14 protein-coding genes and 1 riboswitch are annotated in these 20,688 nt (G+C 62.7%); of the genes, 9 read left to right on the plus strand and 5 right to left on the minus strand.

The window, feature by feature from the left end:
* Window positions 1–193: 193 nt before the first annotated feature.
* The 3 genes from AC0L3L_RS27600 to AC0L3L_RS27610 form a co-directional block, all read right to left on the minus strand.
* Window positions 194–1,204 carry a methyltransferase gene (locus AC0L3L_RS27600; protein ID WP_473640115.1) on the minus strand — a complete coding sequence of 337 codons (1,011 nt, stop codon included), beginning with the start codon at window positions 1,202–1,204 and terminating at the stop codon, window positions 194–196.
* A gap of 105 nt (window positions 1,205–1,309) precedes the next feature.
* Window positions 1,310–4,837, minus strand: a complete 3,528-nt coding sequence (gene dnaE / locus AC0L3L_RS27605; protein ID WP_473640116.1) for a DNA polymerase III subunit alpha — start codon at window positions 4,835–4,837, stop codon at window positions 1,310–1,312.
* Between the two features lie 389 nt (window positions 4,838–5,226).
* On the minus strand, window positions 5,227–7,239 hold the full coding sequence (locus AC0L3L_RS27610; protein WP_473487257.1) for an acetyl-CoA carboxylase biotin carboxylase subunit: 2,013 nt from the start codon (window positions 7,237–7,239) through the stop codon (window positions 5,227–5,229).
* A 203-nt stretch (window positions 7,240–7,442) separates the two neighbouring features.
* On the opposite strand from AC0L3L_RS27610, the gene AC0L3L_RS27615 reads away from it, so the two are divergent.
* Entirely contained in the window at window positions 7,443–8,570 is a 1,128-nt protein-coding gene (locus AC0L3L_RS27615; protein ID WP_473487256.1) for an S-(hydroxymethyl)glutathione dehydrogenase/class III alcohol dehydrogenase, read from the plus strand.
* 366 nt (window positions 8,571–8,936) lie between these two features.
* On the plus strand, window positions 8,937–9,404 hold the full coding sequence (locus AC0L3L_RS27620; protein ID WP_473487255.1) for a YaiI/YqxD family protein: 468 nt from the start codon (window positions 8,937–8,939) through the stop codon (window positions 9,402–9,404).
* Here AC0L3L_RS27620 and AC0L3L_RS27625 read toward each other — a convergent pair.
* A complete protein-coding gene (locus tag AC0L3L_RS27625) occupies window positions 9,401–10,474 on the minus strand; it encodes an autotransporter outer membrane beta-barrel domain-containing protein (RefSeq protein ID WP_473640118.1) in 1,074 nt (357 codons plus the stop codon). The two genes, AC0L3L_RS27620 and AC0L3L_RS27625, sit on opposite strands and share 4 nt — an antisense overlap.
* Before the next feature lie 381 nt (window positions 10,475–10,855).
* On the opposite strand from AC0L3L_RS27625, the gene AC0L3L_RS27630 reads away from it, so the two are divergent.
* The 4 genes from AC0L3L_RS27630 to AC0L3L_RS27645 all read left to right on the plus strand — a co-directional run bounded on the left by AC0L3L_RS27630 (window position 10,856) and on the right by AC0L3L_RS27645 (window position 14,914).
* The gene (locus AC0L3L_RS27630) at window positions 10,856–12,295 is read left to right on the plus strand and encodes a caspase family protein (RefSeq protein ID WP_473640120.1); all 1,440 of its coding nucleotides are present in this window, start codon (window positions 10,856–10,858) and stop codon (window positions 12,293–12,295) included.
* A gap of 149 nt (window positions 12,296–12,444) precedes the next feature.
* The gene (locus tag AC0L3L_RS27635) at window positions 12,445–13,128 is read left to right on the plus strand and encodes a DUF1345 domain-containing protein (RefSeq protein WP_473487252.1); all 684 of its coding nucleotides are present in this window, start codon (window positions 12,445–12,447) and stop codon (window positions 13,126–13,128) included.
* A 114-nt stretch (window positions 13,129–13,242) separates the two neighbouring features.
* Window positions 13,243–14,124 carry a cytochrome b/b6 domain-containing protein gene (locus tag AC0L3L_RS27640; protein ID WP_473487251.1) on the plus strand — a complete coding sequence of 294 codons (882 nt, stop codon included), beginning with the start codon at window positions 13,243–13,245 and terminating at the stop codon, window positions 14,122–14,124.
* Between the two features lies 1 nt (window position 14,125).
* Window positions 14,126–14,914: a molybdopterin-binding protein gene (locus AC0L3L_RS27645; protein WP_123150710.1), complete on the plus strand. Its 789-nt coding sequence runs from the start codon at window positions 14,126–14,128 to the stop codon at window positions 14,912–14,914.
* Between the two features lie 45 nt (window positions 14,915–14,959).
* Here the strand turns inward: AC0L3L_RS27645 and AC0L3L_RS27650 are convergent, their stop codons facing one another.
* A complete protein-coding gene (locus AC0L3L_RS27650) occupies window positions 14,960–15,940 on the minus strand; it encodes a hypothetical protein (protein ID WP_473640122.1) in 981 nt (326 codons plus the stop codon).
* A gap of 165 nt (window positions 15,941–16,105) precedes the next feature.
* Window positions 16,106–16,192, plus strand: a riboswitch (glycine riboswitch).
* Between the two features lie 148 nt (window positions 16,193–16,340).
* On the opposite strand from AC0L3L_RS27650, the gene gcvT reads away from it, so the two are divergent.
* Genes gcvT through gcvP form a run of 3 tightly spaced genes read left to right on the plus strand, consistent with a single transcriptional unit; the run spans window position 16,341 to window position 20,643 of the window.
* Window positions 16,341–17,441 carry a glycine cleavage system aminomethyltransferase GcvT gene (gcvT, locus tag AC0L3L_RS27655; protein WP_473640124.1) on the plus strand — a complete coding sequence of 367 codons (1,101 nt, stop codon included), beginning with the start codon at window positions 16,341–16,343 and terminating at the stop codon, window positions 17,439–17,441.
* A gap of 5 nt (window positions 17,442–17,446) precedes the next feature.
* On the plus strand, window positions 17,447–17,815 hold the full coding sequence (gene gcvH, locus AC0L3L_RS27660) for a glycine cleavage system protein GcvH (protein ID WP_473547507.1): 369 nt from the start codon (window positions 17,447–17,449) through the stop codon (window positions 17,813–17,815).
* 17 nt (window positions 17,816–17,832) lie between these two features.
* Window positions 17,833–20,643, plus strand: coding sequence for an aminomethyl-transferring glycine dehydrogenase (gene gcvP / locus AC0L3L_RS27665; RefSeq protein ID WP_473640126.1), 2,811 nt, complete (start codon window positions 17,833–17,835; stop codon window positions 20,641–20,643).
* The last annotated feature ends 45 nt before the right edge of the window (window positions 20,644–20,688 follow it).

Genomic DNA, 20,688 nt, shown 5'->3' on the forward strand with positions numbered 1-20,688 from the left:
AATCTCAATAAAAAGCCCACAAACCCCGGTTATGGGGCCGCGTCTTATATTTTTCCCCCAAACCTTTTTGTTTGGGGTCCCCAAAATTGGTTTAAACCAAATCCCCACCGCGGGGTTTTTGTCCCCACAAAACCCGCGCTCTAGTCTCGCATTTCAGTCGCCTTCGTCGGGTAGTTTCAGACCCGGAAAGCAGTCAGACCGGTTCCGCCTCGATGACACTGATGCGAGGTCCGGCTTCAACAATATTCGCGACCCGAAAATCCGACGCCGCAAGCAGCAACCTGAATTCTTCCGCCGTGCGCTCCCGCCCGCCCGGCATGACCAGCATGTTCAGATCGCCAAATTTTGCGCTGGCGCCTTCGTTGGGCGCCGCCAGAATGCTCTCGAGCACCAGCAGCTTGCCTTCTGGGCGCATCGCCCGGCGGCAGGTTTTCAGGATCCGGATGTTTGTGTCGTCGTCCCAGTCATGCAGGATCCATTTAAGCACGATCGCATCGGCGCCCTCGGGCACCGAGACGAAGAAATCGCCGGCGACGATGTCGCAGCGATCGGCCACGCCCGCAGCCTCAAAGACCGGGCCGGCCTTCGTCACGACCTGCGGCTGATCGAAAAGAATGCCGCGCTGGCCGGGATTGCGGCGGAGGATTTCGGCAAGCAGCGCGCCCTGCCCGCCTCCGACATCCATGACGACAGAGAACGGCCGGAAGTCATAGGCCGCGATCACCGCAGCGGCGACGCCACGCGACGTGGCCGTCATCGCCCGGTCGAAGATGACGGACTCTTCCGGATGCTCCGCCCGGTATTCCCAAACGCCCTTGCCATGAGCGTGGCGAAAGGCGTTTTCGCCGGTGCCGACACTGTGCTGAAGATCGCTCCATGCCCGACGGAAATACGGCCGTCCGGCCAGAATCGCCCACGGCGCGACCGAATGCTGAACATCGGATCGCAACGCGCCGCCAACCGGGGTCAGTGAGAAGAAGCGGTCTTCCGCTTCATGGAACACGCCGACCGAAGCAAGGGCGCGCAGCAGCCGGTAGAGCGCCTGCGGATGGGTATTGGTCAGCGCGGCCAGTTCGCCGCTGGTGCGTTTTCCGTCCTTGAGATGGTCTGCAATGCCCAGCGTGGCGGCGACGCATATCGCCTGAGATACCTGGAACCCATTGACCATTTTCTGGAGTTCGGCAGCGGCATCCCGCTCATCCATGACCAGCTCCCCTGGCCGCCAAAAAGACCCAGGCCGCCGAGCTCACAATACCAGCGGCATCGTCACCGGGCAATGCGACCGGGCTGGCGGAATACGGTCGTTAGCTCACACCAGTTCCACTTCCACCACGCCCGGCACCGCGCGCATGGCCGACGCGATCTGTGGCGAGACGCGGTAACGGTTGGGCAGTTCGATCTCGACCTCGCCCTGCGCCTCATCCTTGATGACGATAATACTCACCTGGCTGTCGCCGCGCTGGGTAAGCTGCGATTGAATCGCCGACGCCGGTCGGTCATCCCTGACAAAGATGCGCAAGGCCTTCTGGATACGGCTTGCCTCGTCTTCCAGAGACTGCACGGTCTGGATGCGCAGGTTGACGCCTTCGGGCCTGTCCTCGGCCGAAACGGTGATCACCACCGAACGGCCGGGCTCGAGCAGGTCGCGATACTGCGCCAGCCCCTCGGAAAACAGCACCGCCTCATACTGGCCCGACGTGTCGGAAAACTGCACGACGCCCATCTTGTTGCCGGTGCGCGTCTTGCGCTCCTGCTTGGTGGTGACGGTGCCGGCAAGCCGCCCGGCGGCAGCACCCCGTTTGACGGCGGCCGAGAACTCGGCCCAGGTCTGCACCCGCATCTTCTGCAGCGCCGCCTTGTATTCGTCCAGCGGGTGCGCCGAGAGATAGAAGCCGACCACCTGGAATTCACGGTGCAGGCGGTCGGCGGCAAGCCACGGGTCGGTCGCCGGCAGATTGAGCGCCTGCGACTGCGCGCCGAGCGAGGCGCCAAAAATATCGTGCTGGCCCGACATTGCATTCTGCTGCGCCAGCGACGCCAGCCCCATCATCCGCTCGACGCCCGCCATCATCGCGGCGCGGTCGTGGCCGAAGCAGTCGAGCGCGCCGGCCATGATCAGGCTTTCGAAGACCCGCTTGCCGACGATCTTCGGATCGACCCTTTCGCAGAAATCGGCGAGGCTCTTGAACGGTTTTTCGCCGCGCATGGCGACGATGTGCTCGACCGCCGCGTCGCCGACGCCCTTGAGCGCGGCCAGCGAATAGAAGATTCGGTTCTCGCCGACCTCGAAGGCGCGGAAGCTGGTCATTACCGACGGCGCCACGACATCGATGCCGAGGCGCAGCGCATCCTGGCGGAAATCGGCGAGCTTGTCGGTGTTGCCCATGTCGAGCGTCATCGACGCGGCCAGGAACTCGACCGGGTAGTGCGCCTTCAGATAGGCCGTCTGGTAGGAGACGACTGCATAGGCGGCGGCATGCGACTTGTTGAAACCGTAGTCGGCGAACTTTGCCAGCAGGTCGAAAATGAAGTCGGCTTGCGGCTTGCCGACGCCACGTTCAACCGCGCCCGAAACGAAGCGTTCGCGCTGCTTGTCCATCTCGGCGCGGATCTTCTTGCCCATGGCGCGGCGCAGCAGATCGGCTTCGCCGAGCGAATAGCCGGCAAGCTCCTGCGCGATCTGCATCACCTGCTCCTGGTAGACGATGACGCCTTGCGTCTCCTTCACCAGATGGTCGATTTTCGGATGGATCGACGCCATCTCCTCCTCGCCATGCTTTCTGGCGTTGTAGGTCGGGATGTTCTCCATCGGTCCCGGCCGGTAAAGCGCGACCAGCGCGATGATGTCCTCGATGCAGTCGGGCCGCATACCGATCAGCGCCTTGCGCATGCCGGCACTTTCCACCTGGAACACGCCGACCACTTCGCCGCGCGACAGCATGGCGTAGGTGTCGGGGTCATCGAGCGGAATGTGGGCGAGATCGATCTCGATGCCGCGGCGGCGGATCAGCTTGACCGCGGTCTCCAGCACCGTCAGCGTCTTCAGGCCGAGGAAGTCGAACTTCACCAGCCCGGCCTGCTCGACATACTTCATGTTGAACTGGGTGACCGGCATGTCGGAGCGCGGGTCGCGATACATCGGGACCAGCTCCCATAGCGGCCGGTCGCCGATGACGATGCCGGCGGCGTGCGTCGAGGCGTGGCGGTAGAGCCCTTCCAGCTTCTGGGCCATGTCGAGCAGCGTCTGGACGATCGGCTCCCGTTCGGCCTCTTCGGCAAAGCGCGGCTCGTTGGCGATGGCGTCGGCGAGCTTGACCGGATTGGCCGGGTTCGACGGCACCATCTTAGAGAGCTTGTCGACCTGGCCATAGGGCATCTGCAGCACGCGTCCGACATCGCGCAGCACCGCGCGGGCCTGCAGCGTGCCGAAGGTGATGATCTGGCCGACCTGGTCGCGTCCGTATTTCTGTTGGACGTAGTGGATGACCTCCTCGCGCCGGTCCTGGCAGAAATCGATGTCGAAGTCGGGCATCGACACGCGGTCTGGATTGAGGAAGCGCTCGAACAGCAGCGAGAAGCGCAGCGGATCGATGTCGGTGATGGTCGTCGAATATGCAACCAGCGAGCCGGCGCCCGAACCGCGGCCCGGACCGACCGGAATGCCTTGCGCCTTCGCCCATTTGATGAAGTCGGCAACGATCAGGAAATAGCCGGGGAACTTCATCTTCTCGATAATGCCGAGTTCGAACTCCAACCGTTCGCGGTATTGTTCGACTGTGTAGCCAGGGGCCAGACCGTGCGCCGCGAGCCGCGCCTCCAGCCCTTCATGCGCCTGTCTGGCAAGCTCCTGCGCCTCCGCCTTCACCGCCGCATCAGCGTCGGCGACATCGCCGCCGGCAAAGCGCGGCAGGATCGGATTGCGGGTCTTGGGATAGTAGGAGCAGCGCAGCGCGATCTCGACGGTGTTGTCGATCGCTTCCGGCAGATCGGCGAACAGCCTCGCCATGTCAGCCTGGCTCCTCAGAAAGTTGTCGGGCGACAGGCGGCGGCGATTGTCGACGGCGACGACCGAACCTTCGGCGATGGCGATCAGCGCGTCATGCGCCTCATAGTCGTCGCGTGAGGAGAAAAACGCCTCATTGGTGGCGACCAGCGGCAAGTCGTTGGTATAGGCGAGATCGACTGACGATTTCTCGATGGCCCGGTCATAACCGGAAACCCGCTCGAGCTCGACATAGAGCCGGTCGCCGAACAGCGCTTTGAGCGCCAAAAGCCGCGTCTCGGCGAGATCGCGGCGATCCTCCTTCAAGGCATTGCCGATCGGGCCGCGCGGCCCGCCGCTGAGACAGATCAGGCCGTCGCAATGGCCTTGCAGCATCTCGGTCGTCAGATGCACGGCCTCGCCGGGCGGCGTTTGCAAATAGACCCGGCTGACCAGCCTGACCAGATTGCTGTAGCCGGCCTCGGTCGCAGCGATCAAAACCACCGGCCGCATCTCCGGGCCTTGCCGCCTGCGGTCGCGCTGGCTGTCGCTGGCTTCACCGGAAAAGGCGAGAGCGGTCTGGCAGCCGATGATCGGCTGGATACCCTCCTTCACCGCCTTCTGCGCAAATTCGAGCGCGCCGAACAGATTGTTGGTGTCGGTGACGGCGATGGCCGGGGCGTCATCCCTCACCGCATGGCCGACGACCGTGCCGAGCTGCAATGCGCCTTCGAGCAGCGAATAGGCCGAATGCACGCGCAGATGAATGAACGGCCGCGCCGGCAGTTCCGGCCGCGACGCCTTGACAAAGGCCTCACGTCGCAACGGGTCGCGTGGAAGTGTCTCATTCGCCATGGTTTTTAGCGCCGCTTGAAAGGACTCAGTCGATGAAGACGTATTGTCCGGCACCGGACGATGCGAGTCCAGCGAGAGCGGGCGCTCGACCGGCCAATTGTGGCGCCGTCCCTCATCCGCCGGCCGACACCTTCTCCCCGTATAGTGACGGGGCGAAGGGGCTGGTCGCAACCTTGGCACCCATTCTGCAAACGCTGGTGATTGGCGAAATCCTTTGAAAGGCAGCTTTCTCCCCGTCCCTATACGGGGAGAAATGCCCGGCAGGGCAATGAGGGGCAGCGCAAACCTAAGGCGATTGCCTTGTAGCTGCCAGTGGCTCAACTTGACAAGTGACGGCAGTTATGTTGCGCCAATGATCCGCCGCCGAGGCCGTTTTTTTGTTTTCAGCCTCACGCGAATTCCATGATCACCGCGTCGACGGCGAGACTGTCGCCCGGTTTTGCCCTGAGTTTCGAAACGGTGAGATCGCGCTCGGCGCGCAGCACGTTTTCCATCTTCATCGCCTCGACCACCGCCAGCGTCTCGCCGGTCTTGACCTCCTGCCCTTCGGCAACGGCGATCGACACGACGAGGCCGGGCATCGGGCAGAGCAGCATCTTCGAGGTGTCAGGCGCCACTTTTTCCGGCATCAGCCTTTCGAGCTCGGCGATGCGCGGCAGCATGGCGCGTGCGGTCACCGACATGCCTTTCCAGGCGATGCGAAGCCCGTTCGGTACCGGCCTGATCTGCGCCGCGATTCTTCGGTCGCCGACCGTGCCGCGCCAGATGAGATCGCCCGGACGCCAGTCGGAGGCTACCGTCAGCGCCTTGCCGCCGTCGATCGACAGACCGAACTCCATCGGAATGGAGATCATACCTTCGATAACCGACGCCGAAAGGTAATCCCCGCCGATCTTGACCACCCAGTCGCGTTTCAGGACACCCGAATGCGGCGCCAGCCGCCCGCCCAGCCGGTCGAGCCGATCGCGGCGCAGCAGTTCGACCGCGGTGGCGATCGCTGCCAGCACCGCCTTCTCCTCGCTATCAGGCACGATCGGCGCGAAGCCATCAGGATATTCCTCTGATATGAAGGCGGTCGATATCAGCCCTTCCCGCCAGCGCGGATGCTGCATCAGCGCCGCCAGGAACGGCATGTTATGCTCGATGCCGTCGACGACGAAGCTGTCGAGCGCCACGGACATGGCGTCTATTGCCGCGATCCGAGTAGGCGCCCAGGTGCACAGCTTGGCGACCATCGGATCATAGAACATCGAGATTTCCGAACCTTCGGTGACGCCGGTATCGTTGCGGACGACGATTTCGCCGAACCGTCCCTCTTCCGGTGGCCGGTATCTCGTCAGCCGGCCGATCGACGGCAGGAAATTGCGATACGGGTCCTCGGCGTAGAGCCGGCTTTCCACCGCCCAGCCGTTCAGCTTGACGTCGCTTTGCTTGATGACGAGCTTTTCGCCGGCAGCAATGCGGATCATCTGCTCGACCAGATCGATGCCGGTGATGAGCTCGGTTACCGGGTGCTCGACCTGCAATCGCGTATTCATTTCAAGGAAATAGAAGGTCTTTTCGCTGTCGACGATGAACTCGACCGTGCCGGCGCTCTGATAGTCGACCGCCCTCGCCAGCGCCACCGACTGCTCGCCCATGGCTTTCCGGGTCTTGGCGTCGAGGAAGGGCGAAGGCGCCTCTTCGACGATCTTCTGGTTGCGGCGCTGGATCGAGCATTCGCGCTCGCCGAGATAAAGCGCGTTACCATGCGCGTCGGCCAGCACCTGGATCTCGATGTGGCGCGGATCGACCACGAACTTCTCGATGAAGACGCGGTCGTCGCCGAACGAGCTTTTGGCCTCCGACCGCGCCCGGTCGAACCCGTCGCGCACCTCGGCCTTGCTCCAGGCGATGCGCATGCCCTTGCCGCCGCCGCCGGCCGAGGCCTTGATCATCACGGGGTAGCCGATCTCGCCGGCTATTTTCTCGGCATGACCAGCATTCTCGATGACGCCGAGCCAGCCCGGCACCGTGCTGACTTTGGCTGCATTGGCGAATTTCTTCGACTCGATCTTGTCGCCCATCGCCCTGATCGCTCTGGGTTTCGGGCCGATGAAGACGATGCCCTCCTTCTCCAGCGCCTCGCAGAAGGATGCGCGTTCGGACAAAAACCCGTAGCCGGGATGCACGGCTTCAGCACCTGTCGCCTTGCAGGCAGCGATGATCCTCTCCGGCACCAGATAGCTCTCAGCGGCCGGCGAAGGCCCGATATGCACAGCCTCGTCGGCCATCTCGACATGCACGGCGTCGCGATCGGCATCCGAATAGACCGCCACGGTGGCAATGCCCATCTTGCGCGCCGTCTTGATGACGCGGCAGGCGATCTCGCCACGATTGGCGACCAGGATTTTTGTGAACATGCGGGTTGCGTTCCCTCGGCTGCCTTTCTTTTATGGGCTTCGCCCGGCCGGTCAAGGCAAGTTGGCGCATATCCCCGGGCGCAAGTCGTCCGGCGCCGGCCAAAACCCGGCAACGAACTGTCAATTCGTCCCATAGTCCAGAACCTGCAGATACGCTAATGCTCGGCCCCGATTGCAGACTTGCCCCTGAGAGGAGAGCCCCGATGAAAACCCGTGCCGCTGTCGCTGTCGCCGCCGGAAAGCCGCTGGAAATCCTGGAGGTCGACCTCGACGGACCGCGCGACGGCGAGGTGCTGGTCGAAATCAAGGCGACCGGCATCTGCCACACCGACGAATTCACGCTGTCGGGCGCCGATCCCGAAGGCATCTTTCCGGCGATCCTCGGCCATGAGGGTGCAGGCATTGTCGTCGATGTCGGCAAGGGCGTCACCTCGGTCAAGAAGGGTGACCACGTCATCCCGCTCTACACGCCGGAATGCCGGCAATGTCCGTCCTGCCTGTCCAGAAAAACCAATCTGTGCACCGCGATCCGCGCCACGCAGGGGCAAGGCCTGATGCCGGACGGCTCGTCGCGCTTCTCGATCGGCAAGGACAAGATCTTCCACTATATGGGCTGCTCGACCTTCTCCAACTTCACCGTGCTGCCCGAGATCGCGCTGGCCAAGGTCAACCCCGACGCACCCTTCGACAAGATCTGCTACATCGGCTGCGGCGTCACCACCGGCATCGGCGCGGTGATCAACACTGCAAAAGTCGAGATCGGCGCCACGGCCGCGGTCTTCGGTCTCGGCGGCATCGGCCTCAACGTCATCCAGGGGCTGCGCCTCGCCGGCGCCGACATGATCATCGGCGTCGACCTGAACAACGACAAGAAGGAATGGGGAGAGAAATTCGGCATGACGCATTTCGTCAATCCGAAGGAGATCGACGGCGACATCGTGCCCTATCTCGTCAACATGACCAAGCGCGGCGCCGACCAGATCGGCGGCGCCGACTATACGTTCGACTGCACGGGCAGCACCAAGGTGATGCGGCAGGCGCTTGAGGCATCGCATCGCGGCTGGGGCAAGTCGGTCGTCATCGGCGTTGCCGGCGCCGGCCAGGAGATCTCGACGCGGCCGTTCCAGCTCGTCACCGGACGCACCTGGATGGGCACCGCCTTCGGCGGCGCGCGGGGCCGCACCGACGTGCCAAAGATCGTCGACTGGTACATGGACGGCAAGATCGAGATCGACCCGATGATCACCCACACGCTGAAGCTGGAGGACATCAACAAGGGTTTTGACCTGATGCACGAGGGCAAGAGCATCAGGAGCGTGGTTGTTTACTGACGAGAACCACCAGCCGCTGATACCGCGACTTGGACCGCGAAGAAGCAAGGCAATCGCTTCAGGTTTGCGCTGCCTCTCATTGCCCTGCCAGGCATTTCTCCCCGTATAGTAACGGGGAGAAAGACGCCTTCGCAAAGGATTTCGCCTATCTCCAGCGTTGCAGAAAGCGAGCCGAGATTGGGCCAGCCCCTTCTCCCCGTGACTATACGGGGAGAAGATGCCGGCAGGCAGATGAGGGGCGGCGCCGACCTTTGAAGCGACTGCGCTGCACCAACAGGTCCGGAGCGTTGCGGGGATAGCGACCACTCGAATATCATCGACGGGGCTTGGCGAAATCGCCCGGCTTCATACGCGTTGGAATGAACCATGTCCGCACCCGCCGTTTACGTCGACGCCGATGCCTGCCCGGTGAAGGCCGAGGTCGAGAAAGTCGCCGAGCGCCATGGCGTCGTCGTCACCTTCGTCTCCAATGGCGGCCTGCGCCCGTCACGTGACCCGATGATCCGCAACGTCGTCGTGTCCAAGGGCGCCGACGCGGCTGACGACTGGATCGTCGACAATGCCAAGCCCAACGACATCGTTGTGACATCAGATATCCCGCTTGCCGCCCGCACGGTGGCGCTCGGCGCCCATGTGCTTGGGCCGACCGGGCGCCCGTTCACGCCGGAAACGATCGGCATGGCGGTGGCGATGCGCGACCTCAAGCAGCATCTGCGCGAGACCGGCGAAAGCAAGGGCTACAATGCCAGTTTCGCGCCGCAGGACCGCTCGCGTTTTCTCGGCGAGCTCGACCGCATCTTGCGGCGTGCGTTGAAATCCGCCGCACCGGATTAGAACGCGATCTTGAGGCCCAGCTTGCCGCTGACGGTTGAACTGTCCTCGGACCATTTGCCGCGAATTTCAGTGCTGACGGTTGTCGATGAAGACATCTTCAGATTGAAGCCGGAGGACAGCGCCACCGAGAAGTCCGCATCCTCAAAATCGCTCTTCAGACCAGAAACGCTTGCCGTGTTCGAATAGCCGAAACGCTGCTGCAGATCCGCGCGCGCATAAGGGCTGATGACCATGCCGTTTCCGAGCTGGTAATCCGCGTAAACCCCAGGGTCGAACTTGATCGCGCCAAACGATAAACGGCTCTTTCCAAACTCAGTGCCGGCGTCGTCCGTGTATGCGTCGCCGGTAAAGGTAACGCCCAACAGCCCGCCACGAAGATCGAAACGCATGCGATCGGTCAAGTTGAAGATGCGGCCGATCGACCCTGTTATCGCGTAGCCTTGCGTGTCGTAGCTGCCGTCATTTCCCTTGACGTCCGTGTTGCCCAGGAACGCCGAGGCGGCCACAAGAGCATAGCTGGTGCCTTTACGATAAAGCCCATAGCCGCCGAACATGCCGCTTTTGTTGGTCGCGTCACCGACACCAAAAACGTCGACATTGACGTCAGCCGAGGCATAACCGCCGAACAGCCCCAGATTCAATCCGTGCTCGCTGTCGAATCCGAAATGCTTTGCCGCGTTGAAGTCGACACTGGCGGCAGCGGAGAATTCTTCGACGTCGAAGCTCGGTCCGTCAAAGACGTCGAAATCGTCCGAAACGGTGAAGCCGTCATGCTCCGTGTGGGCCAACTGGCCGGAAGCGAAAACGCCGAACGGTGAAGACTGGGCCGGCGGAGCTGCGATTGCGGGGCCGACTTCCGCCTGGATGATGTCGTCGGACAATTTGAGAAGAGCATCCAGGGACGTGTCGACAATCGCGCTATTGACGGTCACGCCGACGTAGCAGTCCGCCTGAAAGCCGCCCTCACTGTCGTCGATACAGGCGTTTGCCTTCGAGGGCAGCAAAACCAATGCAGCACCAATCGAAATTGAACTCGCGCACAGGCGCAAACACCAACTCCTGCCTTTCATTGTCCCCCTCCCCTGCTACTTGTGTCATCTGGCTTAAATATCAGGACATGCAATGCGCAGTTGAACTATGAAAAACATCACTGACTGCAGTAGATGCGGGTGCAACACTACGCCAGCGCTGGTAGGAGCATAACAAATTATCTCTGGCGTGGATATGATTTCGTCTGGACCGCTGGCTTCCGGCGGGCCGAAATGGTTGCGGCGGCTATCGTCCGGCTGGACCCCACGGCATCTCTAGAAACCGAGCTCGGCCAGATCGAAGGCTGGGTTGCGCCTTACGCTTCCTTTGATTTGGGTTCTGGTGTAAAAATTGCGGCGGTCTTCGGTCGGGCGGACACTTCGGCGACTTGAAGATGTCACGCGCCGAAACGAGCCCTTGCCATGAGCTACCGTCTTCTCCTGCGCATTGCTGTGGTCCTGCTGGTTTCCCTTTTCGGATCCCTCGGCGTTCGAGCCGCGGTCGAGGAAGGCCAGTCGCCACAGCCAGGCAAGCGGCTCGCGATCGTCATCGGCAACTCCGACTACCGGAGCGCCCGTCTCCCGCATCTGGCCAATGCTGCAAGCGACGCGACCAGATTTTCTGAAAGCCTGAAGAGGCTGAAATTCGATGTGCTAACGGCAACCAACCTGTCGTCCGACGGGTTCACCGAGCTTTTCAAACAAGCCGAGGGCAAGTTGGCAGGCGCCAGCGCTGTCCTCATCTTCTACGCTGGCCACGGCGTGCAACTCGGGGGCGAGAACTATCTTCTGCCGGTCGATACGCCCAACGCCGAGAACCTGCAGGAGTTGATCGCGGGCGCGGTCAAGCTCAACGATGTGATTTCGAGATTTGCCAGCCGTGAAAGGCAGACCTTCGTGTTTCTTGATGCCTGTCGTAACAACCCGATGGGCAAAGGCCCCAGCGCCATGGACGGCCTCGCGCAGATCGAAGTCGGTGAAAACACGTTCATTGCCTTTGCAACACAGCCTGGCAACGTTGCTGTCGACGGCTCGGGCGACAACAGCCCCTTCACCACGGCATTGTTGAAGAACGTCGAAATTCCCGGGCTCAGCATTTCGGATATGATGATCCGGGTGCGCAACGAGACCGAGGCAATCACCATCGGGCGTCAGGTTCCGTGGGATCAGTCGAACCTTCGCGAGCAGTTTTACTTCACCGAGCAGCAAGTGCTCGACCCGGCCCAGCTCAGCGCCAGCCTGTCGCGCATCCTGGCCGATCCTGCCGCCAAGGAGAGGTTGAAGGTCGAGCTCGCTTCCAACGACCTGCAGACGGCCGTGCTGATCGTTGGCCAGACATTGCGTTCGGTCGAGGTTTCGCCCTTACCCGACGCTGCGGCCAAGCCCGCCGGCACGCAGGTCGCCAGCCTCGAGGGGGCCAGGCAGAGCATCGTCTCCGGACTTGAAGCGCTGATCGTCGGTACTTCGGCGACTGAAACGGATTCCCAAAAAGCGACCGATCTCGCGCGCAGCATCCAGACCGAATTGCGACGTTTGGGCTGCTATCGGATGACAGTGGACGGAAGTTGGGGCAAGGGCTCCGTGCGCGCGCTCGCCAACTACTACAAAAACACCGCGAGAACCGCATCTGCGACCGAGCCTACGGTTGAACTCCTGAGTGACCTGTTCCTGCACTCCGGGCGGGTTTGCAAGGATCCGGTGGTCGTGCGGAAGATCAAGCCGGCGAAGGTGGCATCAGAGGCGGCTCCGGCGCGCAAGGGGGCGGGCAACCGAAAAGCCGCAAGGTCGCAGCAGCAATCCTCGCGCCCGGTTGCACCTCCGCCCGACATCAGCGGCGGCATTGGGATCGGCGGGGTTTTCTAACGCACGCCGCAAATCGGAATCGATTTTTTGCTTCGCCACCTTCGGTTCGGAAAGGATCATGCGCAGATTTCAAAAGTGTTACAGTGTCCTTTCGCGTCCGAAAGGACGCTCGGCACCGTAGAAGACGGACCGCCATCAGAGGCCGGGCCATGACGACCGAGCTGCCCCTGAAGAAACCACTGCACCGCCACATGCAGTTCGCGGTGTCGGCCTGCATCGGTGTAGTGGCACTGGCGATCGCGCTGGTCTTGCGCACTCCGCTGGCCCTTTCGATCGGCGCCAATGCGTTTTTCGCCGCCTACACCGTCATCGTCGTCGCCCAGATGCCGCTGCTCACCGACCGCTATCTGAGCAAGAACGCGCGGGCCACCGACCAGCCGGTGCTGGTCATCTTTGCGGTGACGCTGATTGTCGTCACCGTCGCCATCATCTCGCTGTTCCAATTGATCAATCGGGAGGGCAGCGCGCACCCTGTCGAACTCACCTTCGCGCTGCTGTCGATCCCGCTCGGCTGGTTCACCATCCACGCCATGACAGCGCTGCACTACGCGCATGTTTACTGGGTCAACGATGAAGAGACCAACCCCGGCAGCAAAGCGAAACAGAAAAAGCCGGTCGGCGGTCTCGTATTTGCCGGTAAGGAACGGCCGGACGGCTGGGACTTCCTCTACTTCTCGACCACCGTCGGGATGACCTCGCAGACCTCCGATACCGCGGTCTCGACCACGCAAATGCGTCACATCGTGCTTTTGCATTCGATCCTGTCGTTCTTTTTCAATACAGTGATCGTCGCCGCAGCGGTCAACCTCGCCGTCAGTCTCGGGAGCCGGTAGTATCGGGCAGCTCGTAATAATTCCGTGATCGGATGAAACATCGCTTTGGCTGGCAACGTATTGGGAGGAGAACGATCGGAAAGGCCGACTGAACGGCCGGGAGGACGCGAAAGAATGGAATCGGTTGCCAGGAGCCAATCCACCGTCGGGCCAGATACTGCCCTCCCGAAGGATGCGACGCTGATCTACCGGCAGTCGCGCTGGACGCGGCTGACGCACTGGCTCTGGGCCATCTCGCTGTTCTTCATGCTGCTTTCCGGCCTGCAGATCTTCAACGCCCGCCCACAGCTCTATATCGGCAAGGAGTCGGGATTTGCGTACAACAACACCGTCTTCGCCATTGGCGCCGAGAACACCGCAAACGGCCCGCGCGGCTACACCGAAATCTTCGGCAAACGCTTCGACACAACCGGTGTGCTCGGCTGGTCGGGGCCGGCGGGTCGGGAGACGTCCCGCGCCTTCCCGTCCTGGGCGACGATCCCCTCTTATTATGACCTCGGCACAGCCCGCGTTGTCCATTTCTTCTTCGCCTGGATACTGACCACGACACTGGTCGTGTGGCTGGTCGCCAGCCTGGTCAACGGCCATCTGCGCCGCGATCTGGCCCCGCGCATCGACGATCTCAGGCGTTTGCCGCGAGACATCGTCGATCATGCCAGGCTCAAGTTCCGTCACACGCGCGAATACAACACGCTGCAGAAGATGGCCTATGGCGGCGTAATGTTCGTGCTGCTGCCGCTGATGATCATCACCGGCCTTGCCATGTCGCCGAGCATGAACGCGGCGCTGCCGTTCCTCAACGATCTGCTCGGCGGACGGCAGACGGCGCGGACCATTCATTTCATTGTAATGCTGCTGCTCGTCGCCTTCTTCATCATCCATATGCTGATGATCTTCGCCGCCGGCCCGATCAACGAGCTGCGTTCCATCATCACCGGCTGGTACCGAACCGATCCGCCGGCGCATCGCGGCAAGGCGCCGGAAAGGAGTGCGTGAGATGGCGAAGTTTGTGATCAGCCGCAGGAAATTCCTGACCTCGGCCAGCCTCGGCGTCTCCGGTATCATGCTGTCGGGTTGCGATGCCTTCGACAGCCAGCTTCGCGTCGGCGACGGCCTGCGCAGCTTCCTCGAAGCCGCCAACGGACTGACGTGGCGCGCGCAACGTCTGCTCGCCGGCGATTCGCTGGCGCCGGAATTCACCGAAGCCGACATTCGCCAGCCGCAGCGGCCGAACGGCGTCACCGCGCCGGACGACGATGTCTACAAGGGCCTGCTCGCCAACAATTTCGCCGACTGGCGGCTCGAGGTTTCCGGCCTTGTCGAAAAGCCGCTGTCGCTGACCCGCGAGCAGCTGATGAACATGCCAAGCCGCACCCAGATCACCCGCCACGACTGCGTCGAAGGCTGGAGTTGCATCGCCAAATGGACCGGCACGCCGCTGTCGCTGGTGCTGGATCAGGCGGTGGTCAAGCCGCAGGCGCGCTACGTGATGTTCCATTGCCTCGACACGATCGACCGCAGCCTGTCCGGCGACATCAAATATTACGGGTCGATCGACCTGATCGATGCCCGTCACCCGCAGACGATCCTTGCCTATGGCTTGAACGGCAAGCCGCTGCCGGTCGAGAACGGCGCGCCGCTGCGTGTCCGCGTCGAGCGCCAGATCGGCTACAAGATGCCGAAATATCTCCGCAAGATCGAGCTGGTCGACGGTTTCGCCGCTATCGGCGGCGGCAAGGGCGGCTACTGGGAGGACAATGGCTACGACTGGTACGGCGGCATCTGAGGCCATAGCTCCGCCATTTCCGATCAGTGCTTTAGCGCTTTTTGCTCAAGCGACCTTGTCGATCAGCGGCTTGAGCACCGGATGGATTTCCGGCGAGGCATGCTTGATCAGTGTCAGCAGCGCGCGCTCGTTCTCATGCAGCGGCCGGTCGCTGCCGATGCGCTCGGCCAGCCACTTCGCCTCGCTGGCGTCGATGGTTTCGGCGCGGCGGGCCAGCGCCTCGGCTGCCTTGTTCTTCGATTCCCATTCGGATTCGATATCGCCCGGCGCGCTATAGGCTTCCATGATGCCGGCGAGACCGCCCGATACCATGCGGCCGAAGAAGCCGCCGATCTCCGGATCGGCCTGATCCAGGAAAGAATCCCGGCGCAGCGCCACGTCGCGTACCGGCGCTTCGTAGCCGGCCGAGCACATGACGAAATTGGCGATCGCCTTGACGAAGAGATCGTTCCAGGATGGGTCATTGTGGACCGCCGCGGTCCGCTCGTTGATCTTGAACAGCATCTCGGCCTCGGCGCGGGTGATCGCAATGTTGCCGTCGCCGCCATGGGCGTAGAGAATGCGGCGCAGAAGCTCGACCTCGGCTTTGGCGATCAGGCCAGGAACCAGCTTGCCGCCGTGCATCAGCGGCCCCTTGCCGTCGATGACGGCATGGGCGACCTGCTCCAGCGCATAGGCGCAAAGCCCGTTCGGCGAGGATTTCGCCCTTTCCAGCACATGCACCAGCAATTCGAGTTCGGTCCAGCTGTCGACCATGCCGTCGCGCGAAATCGCTCGGACCAGCCAGTCGGCATTGTCCTGCGAGATATAGCCCGCCGGCTTTTCCTGATGAACGATGAACTCGGTGACGGCTTCGATGAAAAAGTCCGGCCATTCCGCGCATTTGTGCTTGGCCGTTGCGTCGAGCGCAAACAGCGCCTCGGCCTCGCCGCGCGTCATCACACCATCGCCGAACACTTCGCGACGCAACATGACGACATCCTCGGCCGTGATGCGGTCCTTCGAGGTCATGATCAATCCGCCCATTTTCGTTCCCCGTCCAAACGTCGTTTGGACCCGATATATCGGCAGTGTCTTGAGAAACCGGCAAACCGCGTGGTTAGCGAAGACTTGTCGGTAAGGTGTCGCTGGCAGGTGACAAGGTGTCGCCCACAGGCTATGGATGAAGAGTCGAGGGCTCAAATTGAGTCCTACCTGTTTGCGGGAGAGAGCAGCGAGAGCTGCCGCCGAAGGGGAAATCGCCCGAAATCTCTCAGGCAAAAGAACCGTAGACGGGAAAGACACTCTGGAAAGTCGGGGCTTGCCCCCGCGCCGAAGGTGTAAGCGCTGCCGACAGAGTTACGGGGCGCGAGTCTCTCAGGCTTCAGACAGAGGGGCACGGACTGGTCGCCATTCGCGGCCGATTGCGTGCGACTCTGGAGATGACATGACGGGCGACGACACCAAACACCTTCCCCTCGAAGACCTGCACGTGGCCGCCGGTGCGCGCTTTGGCGCGTTCGCCGGCTGGTCGATGCCGCTGACCTATCCGGCCGGCGTGATGAAGGAGCACCTTCATGCCCGCGAACATGCAGGGCTGTTCGACATCTCGCACATGAAGCTGTTCGAGATCAGTGGCTCGGGCACCGTCGCACTTCTGAACCGAGCCTGCCCGTTAGACGCCGGCGCGCTTGAGATTTCCCAGTCCAAATACACGTTCCTTCTCAATGAAGCCGCCGGCATCCTCGACGATCTGATCGTCACCCGGCTCGGCCAGGCACGCTTCATGGTCGTCGCCAATGCCGGCAATGCCGAAGCCGACGAAAAGCACCTGCGCGCCCTTGCCATGGATTTTGACGCAAAGGTGGACGCACTCGACCGCGTCTTCCTGGCGATCCAGGGGCCTGAAGCCTGGGCCGCCCTATCCCGCGGCGGCATCGAAACCGGATCGCTGCTGTTCATGCACGGCTTTGAGCCCCGCGAGAACTGGTTCATGAGCCGGTCGGGCTATACCGGTGAAGACGGTTTCGAGATCGGCCTGCCGGAAGCGGACGCGCGAAATCTCGTCGCCAAACTGCTCGAGGACGAGCGCGTGATGTGGGTTGGGCTGGCCGCCCGCGACAGCCTGCGGCTCGAAGCAGGGCTGTGCCTGCACGGACTGGACATCACGCCTGAGATCGACCCGGCCAGCGCCGGGCTGATGTGGGCGATCCCAAAGGAGGTTCGCGCCTCTGGCGCTTTCATCGGCGCCGACGCATTGCGCGCAATCCTGGAGCGCGGCCCGGCGCAGAAACGCGTCGGCCTGAAGCCGGAAGGCCGCCAGCCGGTGCGCACCGGCGCTGCCCTTTTCGACGCCGACGGCGATCCCGCCGGCCACGTCACCTCCGGCGGCTTCGGCCCCTCGGCCACCCATCCGGTCGCCATGGGCTACGTCCTGACAGCGCTGGCCAAACCTGGCACAAAACTCTTCGCCGACGTTCGCGGGACGAAAATCCCGGTCGATATCAATCCCCTGCCCTTCACGCCGCATCGCTACCGCAAAGGATAAATTTCATGGCAAAGACCTATTTCACCGAAGATCACGAATGGCTCCGCGTCGAAGGCGGTATCGCCACCGTCGGCATCACCGACTACGCACAGGAGCAGCTCGGCGATCTCGTCTTCGTCGAATTGCCGGAGCTTGGGAAAAAGCTGGTCAAGGGCGATACGGCCGTGGTGGTCGAATCCGTCAAGGCGGCATCGGACGTCTATGCACCGGTCGACGGCGAGGTCACCGAGGCCAACACCTCGCTCTCGTCGGACCCGTCTTTGGTCAATTCGGCGGCAACCAGCGACGGCTGGCTGTGGAAGATGAAGCTGGCCGATGAAAGCCAACTCGAAGGTCTCCTGGATGAGGCCGCCTACAAAGCCCATATTGGTTGATAGAAGGACCAGGAAAGATGACTGCAGCACCCTACTCCTTCTCGGCCCGCCATATCGGCCCCGGCCTCAATGACGTCAGAGCCATGCTGGCGACGATCGGTGTTCCCTCGGTCGAGACGCTGATCAGCCAGGCTGTGCCGAAATCGATCCGGCTCGACCGGCCGCTGGCCTTGCCGGCCCCGGCGAGCGAAGCGGAGGCGCTGGCCGAGCTTTCAGCGACAATGGCGAAAAATACAGTTCTGAAGAGCTTCATCGGCGCCGGCTACCACGGCGTTCACGTGCCGCCGGTCATCCAGCGCAACCTGTTCGAGAATCCGGCCTGGTATACGGCTTACACGCCCTACCAGGCCGAGATCAGCCAAGGCCGGCTCGAAATGCTGTTCAATTTCCAGACGCTGGTCACTGAGCTGACCGGGCTGCCGGTGGCGTCTGCCTCGCTGCTCGATGAAGCGACGGCGGTGGCCGAGGCGGTCGGCATTGCGTTACGCCATCATCGCGACAAGCGGACCAAAGTGGCGCTGGCCGGCACGCCGCATCCGCAGACGCTCGACGTCGTGCGCACCCGCGCCGAACCGCTCGGCATCGAGGTCGACGGCGAAACCATCGACGACAATACCGCCGCTCTGCTGGTCTCCTGGCCCGACACGTTTGGGGTCTATGGCGACCACAAGGCGGCAATCGAGAAGGCCCGTGCCATCGGCGCGCTGGTCGTCTTCATTGCCGATCCGCTCGGGCTGACGCTGACCGACGCGCCGGCAAGGCTTGGCGCCGACATCGCCGTCGGCCCGATGCAGCGGTTCGGCGTGCCAATGGGCTTTGGCGGGCCGCACGCCGCCTATTGCGCCGTATCCGACAGGCTGACGCGGCTGATGCCCGGCCGCCTTGTCGGTCAATCGACCGACAGCAAGGGCCGCCCCGGCTATCGCCTTGCGCTCCAGACGCGCGAACAGCATATCCGCCGCGACAAGGCGACATCCAACATCTGCACCGCGCAGGCGCTGCTCGCCAACATGGCGACGGCCTATGCGATCTGGCACGGCCCCGCCGGGCTGCAGGCGATTGCCGGCCGAACCCATGAATTGGCTAACCGGCTGGCTGCCGGTCTCAAAGCAGCAGGCGTTTCGGTGCTTGGCGCAAGCCGCTTCGACACGGTGACGGTGGAAGTGAAAGACAGAGCCGGCGCAATCGCCGCCGCTGCTGAAGAGACCGGCCGATTGCTGCGCGTCATCGACGCCGACCATATCGGCATCACCTTCGATGAGACCTCGACCGTTGCCGATCTGGACGAGATCGCGGCGCTGTTCGGCGCCAAGGCAGGCGCCGCTGCCGGCAGCACCATGCCCGGACAGCCGCGCGGCAAGGAGTTTCTCACGCAGCCTGTCTTCCACGACAACCGTTCGGAAACCGACATGATGCGGTTCCTGCGCCGACTGGCCGACAAGGACCTGGCGCTCGACCGCGCCATGATCCCGCTCGGCTCCTGCACCATGAAGCTCAACGCCGCCGCCGAGATGATGCCGGTAAGCTGGCCTGATATCGCCAACCTGCACCCCTTCGCCCCGACAAGCCATTCGGCCGGCTACGGCGCGATGATCGACGAGCTGGAAGGCTGGCTGGCGGAGATCACCGGTTTCGACGCGGTGACCCTGCAGCCCAATGCCGGCAGCCAGGGCGAGTATGCCGGGCTGCTCGCCATTCGCGCCTATCACCGCTCACGCGGCGAAGGCCATCGCACGGTCTGCCTGATTCCGTCATCCGCGCATGGCACCAATCCGGCGAGTGCGGCGATGGCCGGCATGAACGTCGTCGTCGTGCGCTGCACCGAAGACGGCAACATCGACGTCGATGACCTGAAAGCCAAGGCGGACGAGCATGCGCAAGACCTCGCAGCGCTGATGTTCACCTATCCCTCGACGCACGGCGTTTTCGAGGAAGGCGCGCGCGACATCTGCGCCCTCATCCACAGCCATGGCGGCCAGGTCTATTTCGACGGCGCCAACCTCAACGCGCTGGTCGGTCTCGCCCGCCCCGGCGACATCGGCGCCGATGTCTGCCACATGAACCTGCACAAGACGTTCTGCATCCCACATGGCGGCGGCGGTCCTGGCGTCGGCCCGATCGGCGTCAAGGCGCATCTAAAACCGTATCTGCCCGGCCACGTCACCGAAGGCTCGGGTCATGCCGTGTCGGCCGCACCGTTCGGCAGCGCTTCGATCCTGCCGATCACCTGGATGTATATCCGCATGATGGGCGCTTCCGGCCTGAAGCATGCGACCGAGACGGCGATCATTTCCGCCAACTACGTGGCGACGCGGCTCGAAGCGCATTTCCCGGTGCTCTACAAGGGCCGCCACGGACGCGTCGCCCATGAATGCATCCTCGACACCCGCGTGCTCAAGGACAGTGCCGGCATCAGCGTCGACGACATCGCCAAGCGGCTGATCGATTATGGTTTCCATGCGCCGACCATGTCGTTTCCGGTGGCCGGCACCTTGATGGTCGAGCCGACCGAGTCCGAGCCCAAGAGCGAGGTGGATCGATTCTGCGAAGCGATGATCGCGATATCGGGCGAGGCAGCCAAGGTGGCGAAAGGCGAATGGCCCTTGGCCGACAATCCGCTGGTCAATGCGCCGCATACAGCGGCCGAGGCGCTGGCCGGCCAGTGGACCCATCCCTATTCGCGCCTGGAGGCAGCCTACCCCGCCGGTGATGCCGACACATCAGCCAAATACTGGCCGCCGGTGTCGCGCATCGACAATGTCGCCGGCGACCGCAACCTCGTCTGCTCCTGCCCGCCGCTGTCGGAATATCTGGGGGCGGCGGAGTAGACCATGATCCCGAAAAGTGGAATCCGGTTTTCGGACAAGATCATG

The sequence above is a fragment of the Mesorhizobium sp. WSM4849 genome, assembly GCF_055811385.1.